Origin of the sequence: Mucilaginibacter sp. NFX135, assembly GCF_048565145.1 — a bacterium.
GTDB lineage: Bacteria > Bacteroidota > Bacteroidia > Sphingobacteriales > Sphingobacteriaceae > Mucilaginibacter.
The window spans coordinates 2,440,883-2,457,685 of record NZ_CP183412.1 but is presented as its reverse complement, the minus strand read 5'-3'; the positions used below and the strand labels follow the sequence as shown (position 1 = coordinate 2,457,685).

At 42.9% G+C, this 16,803-nt stretch carries 11 protein-coding genes; 4 read left to right on the top strand and 7 right to left on the bottom strand.

What is annotated here, in order from left to right:
* Nucleotides 1–36 precede the first annotated feature (36 nt).
* Complete coding sequence (locus ACNURT_RS10480; protein WP_370996614.1) at nt 37–633, bottom strand: RNA polymerase sigma factor; 597 nt, start codon at nt 631–633, stop codon at nt 37–39.
* Nucleotides 634–860: 227 nt separating this feature from the next.
* Between ACNURT_RS10480 and ACNURT_RS10475 the strand changes: the two genes are divergently transcribed.
* From ACNURT_RS10475 to ACNURT_RS10465, 3 genes are all read left to right on the top strand, one after another.
* Nucleotides 861–1,865 carry a FecR family protein gene (locus ACNURT_RS10475; RefSeq protein WP_419701708.1) on the top strand — a complete coding sequence of 335 codons (1,005 nt, stop codon included), beginning with the start codon at nt 861–863 and terminating at the stop codon, nt 1,863–1,865.
* Between the two features lie 290 nt (nt 1,866–2,155).
* A complete protein-coding gene (locus ACNURT_RS10470) occupies nt 2,156–5,404 on the top strand; it encodes a SusC/RagA family TonB-linked outer membrane protein (RefSeq protein ID WP_419701707.1) in 3,249 nt (1,082 codons plus the stop codon).
* Between the two features lie 10 nt (nt 5,405–5,414).
* On the top strand, nt 5,415–7,085 hold the full coding sequence (locus tag ACNURT_RS10465) for a RagB/SusD family nutrient uptake outer membrane protein (protein WP_419701706.1): 1,671 nt from the start codon (nt 5,415–5,417) through the stop codon (nt 7,083–7,085).
* A 69-nt stretch (nt 7,086–7,154) separates the two neighbouring features.
* On the opposite strand, the gene ACNURT_RS10460 is transcribed toward ACNURT_RS10465, so the two are convergent.
* Nucleotides 7,155–9,581, bottom strand: a complete 2,427-nt coding sequence (locus ACNURT_RS10460) for a TonB-dependent receptor domain-containing protein (RefSeq protein ID WP_419701705.1) — start codon at nt 9,579–9,581, stop codon at nt 7,155–7,157.
* A 186-nt stretch (nt 9,582–9,767) separates the two neighbouring features.
* On the opposite strand from ACNURT_RS10460, the gene ACNURT_RS10455 reads away from it, so the two are divergent.
* Nucleotides 9,768–10,754 (top strand): 3-keto-disaccharide hydrolase, encoded by a 987-nt coding sequence (locus tag ACNURT_RS10455; protein WP_419701704.1) that lies wholly within the window; start codon nt 9,768–9,770, stop codon nt 10,752–10,754.
* A gap of 81 nt (nt 10,755–10,835) precedes the next feature.
* Here the strand turns inward: ACNURT_RS10455 and ACNURT_RS10450 are convergent, their stop codons facing one another.
* The 5 genes from ACNURT_RS10450 to ACNURT_RS10430 all read right to left on the bottom strand — a co-directional run bounded on the left by ACNURT_RS10450 (nt 10,836) and on the right by ACNURT_RS10430 (nt 16,794).
* Nucleotides 10,836–11,240 carry a DoxX family protein gene (locus ACNURT_RS10450; RefSeq protein ID WP_419701703.1) on the bottom strand — a complete coding sequence of 135 codons (405 nt, stop codon included), beginning with the start codon at nt 11,238–11,240 and terminating at the stop codon, nt 10,836–10,838.
* A 198-nt stretch (nt 11,241–11,438) separates the two neighbouring features.
* A complete protein-coding gene (locus tag ACNURT_RS10445) occupies nt 11,439–12,971 on the bottom strand; it encodes a glycoside hydrolase (RefSeq protein WP_419701702.1) in 1,533 nt (510 codons plus the stop codon).
* A gap of 53 nt (nt 12,972–13,024) precedes the next feature.
* Nucleotides 13,025–14,521: an RICIN domain-containing protein gene (locus ACNURT_RS10440; RefSeq protein ID WP_419701701.1), complete on the bottom strand. Its 1,497-nt coding sequence runs from the start codon at nt 14,519–14,521 to the stop codon at nt 13,025–13,027.
* Nucleotides 14,522–14,644: 123 nt separating this feature from the next.
* Nucleotides 14,645–14,965, bottom strand: coding sequence for a hypothetical protein (locus ACNURT_RS10435; RefSeq protein ID WP_419701700.1), 321 nt, complete (start codon nt 14,963–14,965; stop codon nt 14,645–14,647).
* A gap of 149 nt (nt 14,966–15,114) precedes the next feature.
* The gene (locus tag ACNURT_RS10430; RefSeq protein ID WP_419701699.1) at nt 15,115–16,794 is read right to left on the bottom strand and encodes a RagB/SusD family nutrient uptake outer membrane protein; all 1,680 of its coding nucleotides are present in this window, start codon (nt 16,792–16,794) and stop codon (nt 15,115–15,117) included.
* Nucleotides 16,795–16,803 lie beyond the last annotated feature (9 nt).

Sequence of the window (16,803 nt, the reverse complement as noted above, 5' to 3'; positions counted from 1 at the left end):
CGCTCATTTAGCGTCTAAACGCGCTGTTATTGACGCCTAATTCATATAATATATCGACAGGCACAAGAGCATAAAATAACCCACATCCGATTGTGCAAACTGCCCTTTCAGATTTTTAAGGGCGGCAACCAGGTGGTTTTTTACCGTATTCCGGGATAGCTGCAGGCGTTCTGCAATCTGTTCATAGGAAAGTCCCTCTTCCCTGCTCATCCTGAAAACCAATTGCTGCTGCGGAGGCAGATTATTTAATGCCGATGCCGCAAATTCCTGTAAACTGTTTAAAATGATCTGTTCCTCAGCTTCATTATGTAACTCGGTTATGGATGCCCACAAACGTTCCAGCCCTTCTTTGGAAGCAGCTGTTTTTTTCATGGAATTAAGCGTTAACCGCCTGCCAATGGTGAACAGATAGGGTCCTATCGGGTATTCTTCTTTTAGTTTTTCGCGATTGATCCAAAGATTTAAAAACGACTCCTGTACCATCTCTTCACTCTGTTCCTTATTCTTTAAAAACCGGTAAGTAAAATTATAAAGCCGTTTACCATAGATATCATACAATTCGCGAAAAGCTGCCTGATCTGAGTTCTTCAGACGGCTTACATAGTTCGCGGCAGGGGTCTCTAATAGCTTCACAAAATCGGGTTGATGGGTCAACGATAAATCAAATCTAAAAAATATTAGCAATAAACAATATATAATAAAAATGCCTTTTTTACCTAATGTAAAACGTTTTTCCTTTACGCTATGAATTTAGGTATAGCCACCATAAATAAAAAAATATTTTTTTGAAACTGCACTAGCCCTAAAACAAATTCAGGTTGTATTACACCATATATTACTCTCAGACATTAGCCAATACCATGAACACGGAAAGCATTAATAATCTGCTTAAACAATACCTCAATAACACCATCACTAAAAGTGACCTGGAGCGGCTGATGCATTATATTTCTCAGGCTTCGGCCGATGAGGAGCTTTCCCGTTTAATGAAAGAGCAATGGGAATTGGATGCAAATAGTTATCCATTTGACCATCTGCAAAACGAGCTGCTCTATCAAAAAATAATAACTGACCCAAGATTTGGCGGCAGCGAAACTGCGGGCTCTAAATCTGTTTTCCCGTTCAGGCGGTTTATCTCTGTTGCTGCCGGTTTATTGCTTTTTTTAGGGATGGGTTTTATCGCCTATCAGTATTTAAAAACACCCGCCCCGCAACCAGAGATCGCTTACGAAGAAAAAATAGTGCCCTTTGGTCAAAAGATACAGATGCAACTGACTGATGGTACCGTTGTTTGGATCAACTCAGGCAGTAAGTTAAAGTTTCCGGAAAAATTTACCGGGACAAAAAGAGAACTGTACCTGCAAGGCGAAGCCTATTTTGATGTAGCTCATGACGCTTCAAGGCCCTTTATTATTCATACAGGTAAAGTGGCCACACAAGTACTGGGGACCGCGTTTAACATTAAAGCTTATGGATCAAATGAATTTGATGTAACGGTGGCCCGTGGTAAAGTAAGCGTTGGGCTTATAGATCAGCAATTGGGCATACTCACAGCCGAGCAGGGCTTGAGTTATAACAGCATCAGCAAGCTATCAAAAAGATACCCGGTAACGCTTGCCAAATTAAGATGGATGTATGGCGATCTCATTTTTGACAATATGAAGATGGCAGACGCAGCAGAAACCCTGGAAAGATGGTATGACATTAAAATAACACTGACCGATCCGCAGATCCGGTCGCGCAGGTTCAGTGCCTCATTCTTAAAGCACGAACATATTGGCCAGGTACTCAATGTACTAAGTGAAATAGCGCATTTTAGCTATAAGCAACGGGGCAAAAATTTTATTATCCAAAAGCAACAATGATCAATAATTAAATAATACCCATTAACCTAAATAGCAGAAAAGCATGAAAAAAACCTAACTCCCATCAAGTCATCTTCCATCGATGGCACATCTTTATTTAAAAAAACCGCTGTGGCGCCAACCACAACGGCTTTTAGTTGATAGCAGAGCTGATATCTCTGCTTATCTGATTGAGTTTAAACAAGTTTGTGAACCGCTTAAATCAAAGTAAAATTATGAAATTTTTACTGTTAAAATTTTTTTCTCCTCCCCAAAGGGATTCTTTATCAATTTCAATTCTCTTAAGTGTCATGAGGTATACCACCGTAACCTTAACCGTTTTGACTTTTTGCTGCAGCACACTGCTGGCCGGCGAAATAAAAGGACAAACCATCAGAGATGTTAACATTAGCCTGGGTGTTAACAATAACAACCTGGAGTATGCGGTAAAGCAAATTGAAAAACAAACGGATTTTCGGTTTGCCTTTAAGCGCAGCGAAATGAAGGACTATAAGCACATCATACTACCCAAAGCCACGCGTACGGTAGAAGAAACGCTTTTGCTATTACTTAGCCGTACCTGCCTGATGTACAAACAATGGAATAACTATATCTTATTGGTACCTAAACCGGCACCGGTCAACAAACTACCAGGAGCTAAGGCTCCGGTAGTGGCCGATGATATTACGGTAAGAGGAAAAGTGACCGATAAAACCACCGGCGAACCATTGATTGGCGTATCTATCCGTGTAAAAGGCAGTAATTTAGGTGTAGTAACCGATGTCAGTGGCTCTTACAGCATTTTAGTGCCCGATAATGGTATATTGATCGTATCGTACATTGGCTATCAAACCTCGGAAGTCCAAGTCAATAAAAACCGCCAGCTCAACATATCGTTACAACCTGCGGCCAATAATCTAAATGAGATAGTAGTAGTTGGTTATGGCTCGCAAAAGAAAGGTGAGATCACATCGGCCACCGGCCATGCCGATAGTGCCGATTTCAGACAAAGCGGCTCACGCAATGCGCTCGACCTGATACAGGGTAAGGTTGCAGGCTTACAGATCACCCGTACAGGTGGCTCAAACCCTAACTCAGGTGTTGCCATACAGCTGCGGGGGGTAGTAACGGTAACCGGCGATTCGGGTCCGCTGATCGTAATTGACGGGATACCTGGCGGCAACCTTGATCTTTTGCAACAGGATGATATAGAATCTATTGACGTTTTGAAAGATGGATCGGGCGCAGCCATTTACGGTACCAGCGCCAACGCCGGCGTAATTTTAGTAACTACTAAAAAAGGTAAGGCCGGGCCGCCGCAGTACGCTTATTCAAACTATTTCCGAAGAGAGTACCTCTCTAAACGGCCCGACTTTTTAACCGCGGCCGAGTTCAGGGATAAGATCAAATCGGGCCAGTTGGATGCTACTGACTATGGTCATACTTCCGACTTTTTTAACGACTTGGTGCATAAAGACAACCTGTCGCAAAACCATAACTTTTCATTAATGGGCGGAACCGACAAAACCAGCTACCGTGCCAGTATCAATTATCGTAACCTGGAGGGCTTTGCCAAGCAAAACGACCGTCGTGAGTATACCCTTCGTCTAAACGTTAATCAAAAAGGCTTAAAAGATCGTTTAACCACGCAAATAAACCTGGTTACCAACTTTAACAATGCCAATTTATTAGGCGGCGGCGGTTGGGAAGATCAGCTCAGCAAAAACCCTACACTATCTAACTACAACCCCGATGGCAGCTTTTATTTTGAAAACACCAGTACCAACCAGCTTGCCCGCTTAATGCAGGAAACCAATAAACGTAAACAGCAAACTACAGCGGCCGATGCCAAGATGGATCTGCAAATTATTGAGGGCCTAAAAGCGTCAATTTTTGGCTCGGTACAGCGCGACAGTTACATTGATGGCATTTACCGCGATCTGAAAAGCGAGTTTTCCATTGAAAACGATGTTTATAAAAACGGAGGTTACGCGGAAAGATCAACTGCTTTAAGTCAGAATTTTGCCGTTGAGCCAACCATCCAGTATAACCGTACGTTTGCACAAAAGCATACCGTTACCGCCATATTCGGTTATAGCTACCGCTACAATGTTTACGAAGGATTTAGCGCTAATAACTATGGCTTTGTGAACGATATTTTTGAAGAAAACAACCTTGGCGCCGGTAATCAGTTGTCTGCCGGTAAAGCAGGCATGGGCAGCTATAAGAACGATAATAAACTGATCGCTTTTTTTGGCAGGGTGAATTACTCTTTTGATGACAAATACCTGGCCCAGTTTATATTGCGCAAGGAAGGTTCATCCAGGTTTGGGGCCAACCATAAATGGGGCTACTTTCCGGCGGCTTCAGCGGGCTGGGCAGTTACCCGCGAGGATTTCATGAAGAATGTAAACTTCATTAATTACCTTAAATTAAGAGTAGGCTACGGTATTACAGGTAATTCGGGCTTTAGTAATTACGCCTCGCTGGTTACACTTGGTACAGGTGGTATCTACCGTTTCCCGGATGGCGAATACCGTCAAACATACGGTCCCGACCGTAACCCTAACCCCGATCTTCGCTATGAGAAGAAGAAAGAGCTGAACATAGGTGCTGATTTTACCATTTTCAACAATCGCATAACAGGCGCTATTGATGTGTATAATCGTAAAACCCAGGATCTTCTGGATACCTATGTTACACCGCAGCCGCCGTTCATCCGCTCCAGCATCTATGCTAATGTGGGTACCATATCAGCAAAAGGTATTGAGTTATCATTAAGTTTTGCCGCCATCAAAAACAGAAACTTTAAATGGAATATGGACTTAGCCGCCAGCACTACCAAAAATACGCTGGATTCCTATTCCAATTCCATTTACAAACAGGAATATAAAACCTTTGGGGGTATTGGGGGCTTCGGCGCCCTTGGTGATGCTATCCGTACTTATGAAGGTGGTAAGCTGGGCGAATTCTGGGGTAAACGTTTCGCGGGCTTTGATGCTGATGGTAAATGGTTGTTTTACAAACGCGACGGATCAAAAGTACATAACGACCAGATTAATAACTCTTTTGATCGTAATGTTACCGATTATGCACCTATTGGTAACGCAATACCTAAATATTACGCGTCATGGACCAACACTTTTAATTACAAAGGTTTTGACCTGCGGGTATTTTTACGTGGCAAGTTTGATTATGATATCCTGAATACTACTGCCATATCATATGGTAACAAAGTAAGTAAAACCAACCTGTTAAGAACTGCCTTTACCAAATATTCGCAGATCAACGATACCTATATGTACTCTGATTACTACCTGGAAAGTGGATCATTTGTAAAGCTTGATGAGGTAACGTTTGGTTATACTTTTAAGTTAAAAACCAATTATATACGTAATCTGAGGGTTTATGTATCCGGGCAAAATCTGGCCACTATGACCAAATACACCGGTAACGACCCTGATTTTGTTGCCGATACAGGCTTAGGCCCAGGTATCGACGGCCGCGGTCCGTACCCAAGCACCCGCACTTTTTTACTTGGATTAAATGTTGGTTTCTAATCTGTATAACATGAAAAAATTAAATCATCTGATAAAATACAGCTTGTTAATAACTGTATTGATATGTGGGAATGCTTGTACCAAGCTTGACGAAAAAGCTTATGACACTCTGCTCACAAACAATTTTTACAATAATAAGAACGAAGTTCTTTCGGCTGTTTTGCGCCCGTATACACATGCCAACGCCTGGGTTACACCATCCGGGCAGGATGGCTGGTGGCGACCAAGCGAACTTTCGGCCGATCAGCTGGCCTGGCCTACCAAAGGCCGCCACGGCGAAGATGGCGGCAAATGGAAAAGGCTGCATTATCATACCTGGACCAATGATGAAGGCGGCATCAACAATGCCTGGTCACTCATGTATTGGGGCATGGGTTTATGTAATGACCCTATCGAAAACATCAATAAGCTTGATTTGAACCGTATGGGGATCACCCAAACAGAAAAGGACGCTTATATTGCTGAGTTGAAACTGTTGCGGGCCTTCCATTACTTAAAACTGATGGACCTGTTTGGCAACATACCTATTGTAACACAGGTAGGGATACCTGCAAAGCCCCCTACTGTGGCGCGTAAAGATGTTTTTGCCTTTATAGAAAAAGAGATCAAAGATAATGTTGATAAAGCCCCTAAACTCTCTCGTGATATGCTTGGCAGGATGACACAGGCTGGCGGGTATGCTATGCTGGTGGAGTTATACCTCAATGCCGAAAAATGGTCGGGTACTCCCAGGTGGGATGATTGTATAGCTGCAGCCAACAAATTGATCAATGGCGAAGCCGGTGGACAGAACGGGGCCATGGCGCTTGATCCGAATATCAATGATCAGTTTAAACCTACTAACGATCTGTCAAAAGAGGTGATATTCTCCATTAGCTATGAGTTTCAGAAAGCAAACTTTCAACCTTCATGGACAGGTGAGTTCTATCATTTCCAGCAACAGTTTATCTACGGTGGCAGCCGCAACGGTAACGATGGGGTGGTTTTGATACCAGGTGTATATACCACATTTGATGATAAGGACCTTCGGAAAACAGGCTGGTTACTACAAGGCCCCATGATCCGATTTGACAATCATCAACCGGTAATAGCCACAGGCGGTAACGAATATGATGGGCAGCAATTAGTATTTGTTGATAATATCCGCAAAAACAAAGTTGCCGCGCAAAACGGTACTGACCCTAATGCTCTGCCTTCTACCATGAGCGAAGGCGAGGAAAACAGCGGTGTACGTTTTAACAAATATAAGCTGGGTAACCAGGTGGCTGGTTTTGGCGGCATAGCGCCTGATCCTAACTATAATAATACCGACTGGAACATTTACCGGCTAACCTGGATATATTTTGCCAAAGCCGAAGCCATTATGCGTAAAAATGGCGGCACAGCCACAGCCGAGGCGGTACAGCTCATTAATGATTGTAAAAAAAGGGCTTATAGCGATGCCGACTGGGCAGCTGTTGCTTATACACCTGCAACCTTGACCCTGAACGAACTACTGGCCGAAAGAGGCCGGGAGTTTATTTTTGAAGGTTTCCGCCGGGATGACCTGATCCGTTTTGGTAAGTTTAGCAGTGCCAGCTGGTGGGATCATCAGCCCAGCAATGCAAATAAAGAATTGTTCCCTATACCACAACAACAAAGGGCGCTTAATTCAGCTCTGACACAAAACCCCGGTTATTAATTGATCACCCATAAAATAAAAAAAGCGCGGCCATAACAGGTCGCGCTTTTTTTAGTACTTAGTTTTTCTTTAATACTTATAAGCAAAGCTCAAAGCAAAACTTCTTTGCGCTTGCGGGCTTATTGACCAATAGCCTATATAATACTGTTTATTAGTTAGGTTATTGAGGTTAAACGTGATCCTGTAATTATCAGCTACATAAAACAGGCTGGAGTTAATCAATACATAGCCAGGCAGGTAAAGTGTACCCGTTACACTATTATCTATTGATTTTTGTTTACTCGCATAATTACCGCCAAGCCCAAAACCAAAATTCTTTAAATTGCCACTGGTAAACTTGTAGGTTGCCCATAAATTTGCCAGGTCTGGTGCACCCTGTCCACCAGGGGTTCTTCCCGGTTCGTTATAAAAATCATCAGCATCGCCTTTTAATATTTTGATGGAATTATGGCTGTAACCAGCCAGAAGGTTTAAACCGGGTGCCGGGTTGGCGTTCATATCTAACTCAAAACCTGTACTTCTTACCGTACCGCCCTGCAGGTAAGCATTCTGATTATCCGGGTTGATGTATACCCTATCAGAGACCCTGATATTGTAGTATGACGCGGTAATATTTAACTTATCTGAAAGCAAATTAGTTTTCACACCAGCTTCCCATTGGTTAGCATGCTCTGGCTTAAATGATTCTATGCCAGGGATATTCCCGTCTTTATTATAAACAGAACGCGGATCTACATTAATAAAAGCGTTCATATAGTTGGTGAATATCGAAACCTTGTCCATAACCGGCTGGTAAACCAATCCAAATTTTGGCGAAAAGAATGTTTGGTTATAGTTAGTAGTCTTATCTCCGCCAGCGCTATTGGATACATAATGATCAACCCTTAAACTCGCCATAGCAGCCAGGGCCGGCGTAAAGTTAATTACATCAGAAATATAGGCGCTATAGGCGCTATTGGTAACGTTATTTCTATTCCCTCTTTTAGTTGCCAAAACATTATCAACTAAAGCTTGAGACAAGTATACCGGCGGTATAGTATCGTGAGTTCCCGGAACCGGGTATGCAACTTCACCGCTTTGTGGAGTTACGTGCCTTATAACAGCATACCCAGTCCCGTTATTAATGGCATTACGGCTAAAATAATCTAAGCCGATCAATAAACGGTTTCGCATATTCCCAATCTTGAAATCGCCGTTAAAATTTTGCTGCACATCGGTTGTACTGGTTGTTTGCTGGTCTCTGTGAATCGTTTGCCCAAAATACTGATCAGTTGGGACTCCATCCTCATAAATATAACTATAGTAACCGTTCGATTTTACCGTTGAGCGCGAAAGTACCGTTTGTGATGTCCATTGACTGGATATTTTATACAGCATTTGCGCCTGTAAATTAAACCGGGGGTTCTTCATGGTCAGATCATTGCTTATGAATGATTCATTGTAATTCAGGTTCAGATCCTTCACAGTTTTAAAGGGCAGGGGATTATATCTGTCCGATGGATAGAACAATGGAGCCACCGCTCTTTCTTCCTGCATTATCTCTGTTAAGATGTGAAACGAAAGCTTATCATTCACCTCATAAGTTAAAGCAGGCGCTATAAAAAAAGATTTCTGAAAGCCTGCGTTCTGAAAGCTGTTCTGATCGGTGTATGCGGCGTTTACCCGCAATGCTACTTTTTCGGTTTTGCTTAGGGGCGTATTTACATCAGCCGTAACCCGGTTTAAGCCAAAACTTCCTACGTTATAGGTTATCTCTCCGCCTGTTTTAAAATAGGGTTTCTTAGTGATGGTATTGATCATACCGCCATAACTTAGGTAAGCCCCACCAAACAAAGTACCAGATGGGCCTTTGAGCACCTGTATTTCTTCCACATCGGCCAGGTCAACAGTGCCGGTGGCTAAACCAGGTAACCCGTTAACAAGTAATGGCTGGGCTTCAAAACCGCGTATCGCGAAATAAGTACCCCCATCTCCGCCCCTGCCGGTTGATGACCATGTTTTTGTAACTCCGGGTATGTTACGCAGCGCATCATCATATGCTGTAATTCCTTGTTGTTTGATAATTTCTGACGAAACTGAATTATAAACCTGTGGGTTCTCCAGGTTTTTCAAGGGCATTTTTGCTACAATTGAGTTTACCTTATTTGATTTTTTTGTCGAGATTACAACCTCTTGTAATTGGGTAGAATTTTCTTTAAGTATAAAGTTAACAACCAGAGATTCACCTGACCGTGTCTCCATGGTTTGTTCCCTTTTTTCGAGTCCGATAAAAGACGCTACCAGCGTGTGCGGTCCGGGTGTTACCCGTTTAAGCTGGTAATGCCCGTTTTCATCGGTTAAAGTGGCCTTGTTAGTGCCTTTGATGGCAATACTCACCAGACCGGCGGGTTTTCCGTCGGCTGTTTTTACAGAGCCGGCGATGGTTGCTGTTTGTGCTAATAAGGGGATGGAAGGTAGCAGGAACAGAAGTAAGCAATAAGTAATTTTTTTTATCATAGTTGGTGTTTTGATATGTCGCAAAAGTATCGTTTAAATTGCTCTCAAACAACATTGTTTAAACCCGTTCTAAACAAGATTTTTCATTCATTTTGAGGGAGATGCACATTTGATTCACCGATCTATAGCGATTGATATTTTTAATAAATTAAACAAGTATTGATGGTTAGTTCGTAATTTAGGATTATGAAAAACTCACCAGTTATAAGCTACAAGGGCATTTCCCGTTTTATCCGGGTACAAATTATTTTGTCATTGCTTCTTTTTTCAGTAATCAGGGTGTCGGCACTTTCCTTTGAAAAAGCTGCTGATCCGGCAGTTATCGGGCGATGGGACATCACGATAGACAAGGCAGGAAAAAGCCTGCCGTCATGGTTGGAGGTACAAAAATCGGGCACCCATATCCTCATTGGTCGTTTTACGTATGCTTTTGGAAGCGCAAGGCCTATTTCGGAAATTAAACCACATGATGGTAAATACAGCTTTTCTATTCCTCCCCAATGGGAAGAGGGCAACCGGAATATGGACTTTGAGTTTGAGCTTAAAGGTGAAGAATTAGTGGGCACCATGGTATATACTGATGGGGTAACCTATCATTTCACCGGGGTACGGGCACCATCACTGATAAGAGCCAAAGATCCTGTTTGGGGCACCCCTGTTAAATTATTCAACGGAAAAGATACTAAAGGCTGGCATGCTGATGGCAAAAATCAGTGGACTGTAGAGTCGGGTATTTTGAGGAGCCTGCATTCTGGGGCTAACCTGATCACCGATAAAACTTTTACCGATTTTAAATTACATATTGAATTCAGATATCAAAAAGGAAGCAACAGCGGGATTTACCTGAGAGGCAGATACGAAGTGCAGATCATGGATGTTAAAAGCGGTGAACCGGAACCCATCAATAACCAGTTTAGCGCTATTTATGGCTTTCTGCCTCCCAACAAAATGATGGCGAAGGATGCAGGACAGTGGCAATCATACGATATTACACTGGTAGGCCGTTTGGTTACTATAGTAGCCAATGGCACTATGGTGATATGCCGACAGGAGATACCTGGAATTACAGGCGGGGCTTTCAACAGTAAAGAAGGCGAACCTGGACCTATTTTGATTCAGGGAGACCACGGACCTATCGATTATAGAAACATTGTGATCACACCTGCTAAATAAAGTATTTAACAACAAAAAAAATGCCTGAGCACCAACTCAGGCATTTTTGTTTAAAAGTAACATTTGCATTGAGCACCTTTATTAATTCATGGCGTAGTTAGCCGGTTTAAAGTATGTGGCAGGATATACCTTCCGGAACATGGTATAAGTTACCGTTACCATAATAAACGCGATAATGGCATCAACGGTACTTGCCAGCCCCAGCACACTTACCTTAGAGGCAAAGGCGAAGATGATATCAAAGTAAACACCCGCGAACACCCACTCTTTTAAGCGGAGTAGTTTACCGGGCATTAAAAGAACCGCTATGCCCAATAGCTTGGCAACACCCAGCACATAAATAAAATGCGGCGGGTAACCCAATTTCAAAGTTATATCCCAAACAAATTTGTTTACGGTAATTTCGCAAAATCCGCTTGCACCAAACCATAAAGAGGTAAGCGCGGTTCCTGTCCAATAGATTGTTTTTGTTGTTTTTGGTGTCATGATTTGTTGTTTTTAATTCTTTTGTTGCTTCAAAAATGGGCTTTACATACTGAATAACAGAGCAGGTTTAAAGTGAACCGGACAAAACGCACAACGAAAAAGACATTTCGATTATTAAATAGTTATTTAACTAACAACAAAACCCTGTACCAATAGCAGGTACATGGTTTTGTTGTTTATAGAAGTAGACTAAGTAGCTTATTTGATAAACCCCGTAAGCGTAATAACTGAACGCGACGGGATAGTTATTTTTGAACCATCTATTTTCCCCGCCTTAAGTTCGTTCGTTTGCGAGGTTAAATAAGAATTGGCAAACTGAACTTTAGCTTTACCAGTATTGAACCTGGCAACCACATTGTTGGTATTAGGATTGATGATGACCAGGACTGTATTTTTTCCATCTTTAAAAGCCGAAACAAGCAGAGGTTTACTCGCGGTGGATGAAACTGTTGTGTTAACTCTTACCGCACCTTGCCGAATGAACCTGCTATAGTTACCCATGGCCCAAAGCATTTTGCTGGTATAAAAGTTGCCGTCGGTTTTGTTTTTATCAATGTAAATAAGGCCATCCTTATAATCATAGGCCGAAATGGCTGTCCACCATTGCCATGCCGAAGCATTTGCTACGGTAAGATCGGTATGGATCACCGAAGCTAAATACAGGGCCGCATCTATGCCGAGGTCGCGTTTGTTACCATCCATCTCTCCCGCGTTATCGCCCAAAATGCAATACTCGGATTGCCAGTAGTTAAGGTCTTTAATGGCCGCTACATTATTAGCCAGTGCCACACGTGCTTTTACAGCTGCCGTCATGGGCGAGGTGGTAAAATAACTATGCGCCGCTATAACTTTACTTACCTCTGGCAAATCGCCAATATAATTTGCTGATCCGGGTTTAAAAAAATCATTTATTTGATTACCCTTTCCCGGCTTATCACCCGGGGTAAATAAGTAATTGATACTCCCGGCTTCGCCTACGAGAATTTTTGAACCGACCTTTTTAGCCACAAACTCCTTACTAATGGATCTTATTACACCTGCAATTTCCGTATTATTATAAGGGCATCCCTCCTGCCCGTCATCACTCCAATCCCATTGTGGTTCGTTGATAGGACTTATATAATCACATTTAACTTTGCTCACCTGCTCCACGCCTTTTACAACTTTTGCCAGGTATGTGGCAAAGGCGTCATATTTATCGGCCGCGATATTTACTTTACCACCGCTGGCGTATGCCTTTTTGTTTATAGTAAACTGCACCGGCGGACTATTAGTAAAACCTAAAAACTGTTTTACGCCACGTTTTTTTGCCGCTTTTAAAAACCAAACCTGCCCGGCCTGATTTTGCCAATTGTAAGTACCATCTGTGTTTAAAAATGATTCGGCACGGCGCCATTCGTCTTTAATACCACTTTGGTCTGCTTGTTGAGCGCTGCCAGCCCCTATATTAAACCGCCATAATGATAAACCTATTCCTTTGGGCGAACCATCGGTATAAGTATCAGCGCTAAAAAGCAGATCGGCAATTTTGTTTCGCTTATCATCGGGCCAGTTGCCCACAAACTGGCATGACCATGCATCAGACGCGCCAAAATTGCTGATGGTTTGGTATGTTTTCGAAAAATCAATATCGATAGTCGCTTCCTTACTTTGACCAATGGCTAAAGAGATATTAAACGCTAAGGCAATACCTGCCAGGAAAATCTTTTTTGTTGTAGATATCAGTATCATTATTGTTCAGATCAACAATAAAGCAGGACCGGACGGTCCTGCTTTATTGTAATTTATTGTTGTACGATTTGCCATTGCTGGTTGTTACCCCCGCCCCATGACCATTGGATAATGCCCGCGCCATTAGCGGTTGACGCACCATTAACATCAAGCGCTAAACCACTATTACGGTTGATGGCTTTGTATATACCATCGCTGGTTGCGGTAAGCTGCCATTGTTGGTTATTACCACCATTCCAGGGCCATTGTATAATACCGGCGCCATTAGCTGTTGAACTCATATTCACGTCGAGTGCCTGACCGCTGTTGCGGTTAGTTATTTTGTAATATCCACCGCCGTTATCAGCAATTTGCCATTGCTGATTGTTACCGCCATTTTGTGGCCATTGTATAATGCCGGCGCCATTTGCCGTTGAACCGCCGTTAACATCAAGTGCCTGTCCGCTGTTGAGGTTCAGGAGCCTATAGTAGGCTCCGCTATAAAAAGTATCGGTACCACCGGCACCAACACCCCACGCGTATTTTAACCGGCTTAGACCTGATGCATTGGTGGTAGTAACGGTTGGACTGGCGGAGTTGCCACTCAATTGTTGTATTGCATAACCATCTCCGGTTCGTATTCCTGGCCAGTAAACAGCGCCCAAACCTAATGCTCTCATCACGTTAGTTAACCCTTGTATGTAAGCTATATCTGCACTACCGCCAATGGCGCCGGTATAATTTATGCCGCTGTTCATGGTATTGCCAAACTCCGTAAATACAGCACGATTTGCATAGCTCCCAATATTGCCTTTCACCCTATTTTCCCATTGTGCCGCTGTTGTAAGCCCCCCGCTGCTAAAAAAGGTGTAATCGTGGATAGATAAGAGGCAGTTAGTAAAGCGGCTGTCGGCACCTACACCTGTGAGATCCTGTGCATATGATGTCCCATCGATAAGTATTTGCCCTTGTGGTACCGACGGATAATTACTTAACCATTGTGCGCAAATGGTAGTCCAGTCAGACAGAGAATAGCCATGCGGTTCGTTAAATATCTCGAAGTATACATGTGAGTTGCTGCCATATTTGGTAACAATAGTTTGCCACATAGACCAAAACTCTGTGGTGTTATCAATCTTGCCATCTTCGGATGATTTGCCTTCCCAGTAACCCAGTATCACATTCATTCCTTTGCTTAGCGCCTTATCAATAACGCCGGTATAAGAGTTCCACCAGGCTTGTGAAACGGTGGAGTAATTTACGGGCAAGCGAACAGTATTTGCCCCTGTATTGGTTTGGATGCCACTTAATACGGCATCAGCCTTGGCTGATACAGTGGTATAGCTATCAGTGGAGTTTAAACCACTCAACACCAGTATACTATCGCTGAAATTGTCACCATCGGCGGCCCAGTTAACGCCTTTGAGTGCACTTGCCGGTGTAGAGTCCACTTTGATACTTTTTGTTTTTACTTCATCGGGGGCTCCTGATTGCTTGGTTGCGATAACATCCTTTTTACACCCTGCCATCAAACAACATCCCGCTAATAATAAAATGCTTAGGTTTTTCATAATTTGGTATAGGTTAGAATTGGTTAAAAAAAAGGGGAAGCAAACATGTTCCTTCCCCTTATAGCATTACAATCAACAGTCGTGTTTCGTTGTAAATAACCAACGAAAGCACAAGGCTTACTATTAATTAGTAATACCTACTGTAAGGTTGTTCTGCGCGTTTATTGTGTAGACAGCCCCGTGGCCATTAGCATTGTTGATGAATGTTGGCGTGCTGCCGCCACCATCTAAATGATAATTGTAAGTACCCGGACCGGTAGTGTAAATACCTACGGTATATTGGCCTGGAGTTATAGGGCCATAACTGCCAGAAGTCCCAGGCGCAACAGTAATGGTATGGGTGGTAGGGCCGCTCAACTCTATAGTACAAGTATAGGACGTTGTATTATAGTAATTGACACCAATAGTGAATGGACGGCCAGCGGCATGCTTTTCAATTGTCATAGACTGAGAAAAGAAAAACGAAGAAAAACACAGAAAGAGAACGAACATTTTTGTTTTCATAATTGTATGGTTTTTAATTGGTTTAAAATGCGGTTTAAAATGAGGCTCCACAGGGAGGAGCCCCCTCTATTAATATGGTATTGGGATTGCTAATTTGTATAGCCCGGATTTTGCTTTAACTGTCCGTTTGATGCCTGTATCTCGGCTAAAGGTATTGGCAGCCAATAGTGTTGCGAATGAAAAGCCCGGCCTGTTAGCGCTATTTTTTGTGCATAACTGTAGCCGGAAGGATTGGCAGCATTTACACTTACTGCAACACCGTAAGCCGGAACATTTTCAGTTTGTTCAGCAATTTTCCATCTGCGCACATCGTAAAAGCGGTGTTCTTCAAAAGCAAGCTCAATCCTTCTTTCATTTCTAATGGCGGTACGCATATCATCTTGCGACAAGCCCGACAGGGCAGGCATGTTGACAGATGAACGTTGCCTTATCGTGTTAATGGCCTGGTAAACACTCGCATCCGGCCCTACGGCTTCATTTTGTGCTTCGGCATAGTTAAGCAGAATTTCTGCATACCTGAAATAGATCCATGGCTGTGCACCCGCTTCACTTGAATTGGTGATGGAATAAGCATCATTCGCAAATTTTCTCAGATAATAACCTGTTTTACTCGCGTTTTGAGGATTAGGTCCCTGGTTACTGTCTTTACCACCAGGCAAAAATACCTGGACAACATTGTCTCTGTATGGCGCCCCATTATAAAGAATAGTTGCATAAAACCGGGGATCACGGTTAACGTATGGGTTTTGTGAATCGTAGCCCGATGCGGGATCGGTAATGGGTTTACCATTACTCATTGGATAAGCATCCACCATATTTTGCAGGGGTACATTACCACCATAACCGCCATAGCTGTTAGGCCCGTTATCCAGCTCTATAGGGAGGTGGGCAGCTGTAACCGGGTAAAATAACCTTTCAAATATAATTTCGTTACTATTGGGTGTTAAGAATAACTGACCATAACCACCCTGGAATAAACTGTATTTACCCAGATCCATAACTGCCTTGGCAGCTGCGGCAGCTGCCGGCCAGGTCCCTGCGTTATACAATGGGCTGGCAGCATATAGCAATAATCTTGATTTTAATGCCAGCGCGGCACCCTTTGTTGCCCGGCCCAGTGCCCATGATGAGCCGTTATCCAGCGGGAGCTTTGAGGCAGCATCATCCAACTGAGAACTGGCATAAGTAATTGATTCCGTAATAGAAGCACGATTGAAAAGGCTTGGGTCCTGCAGATTATCGGTTAGCTCGGTTACCTTATCGCCAATTAACACTACAGGGCCATAGTTACGAATAAGATCCTGGTACCTGAACGCCCTGATAAATTCAAGTTCCCCAATTAATTTGTTTTTATGCCCGGCGCTTAATGGCAAGCCGTTTATTACACTTAAAGCATAATTACACTCACGGATACTACGATAACTGCGCGCCCAAAGAGTTCCCGCATCGCCGAGATTGTTAGGGGCTAACTGCCCTTGCTGGATCACCCAGGTGTTATCATTGTTGTTGTATATAGATTCATCTGTCAATGAGCTCCATAATGCCCATTGAAACCCTCTGCCAAAACCGGTGTTATCATCTTCTTTATCTTGTAATTTAACACCGATATATCTGTTGATAACATAAGCTTCAAAAAGGGCTGTATCGGATAAAATAGAGGCGTTGCTTATTTTGTCGGTAGGTGGTGTGGACAGGAAATCCTTTTTACAGGATGTCATGAATATAACGCAAAGTACCAGGCAACCTATTATATATTTTATAGTTTTCATAATGTAGCG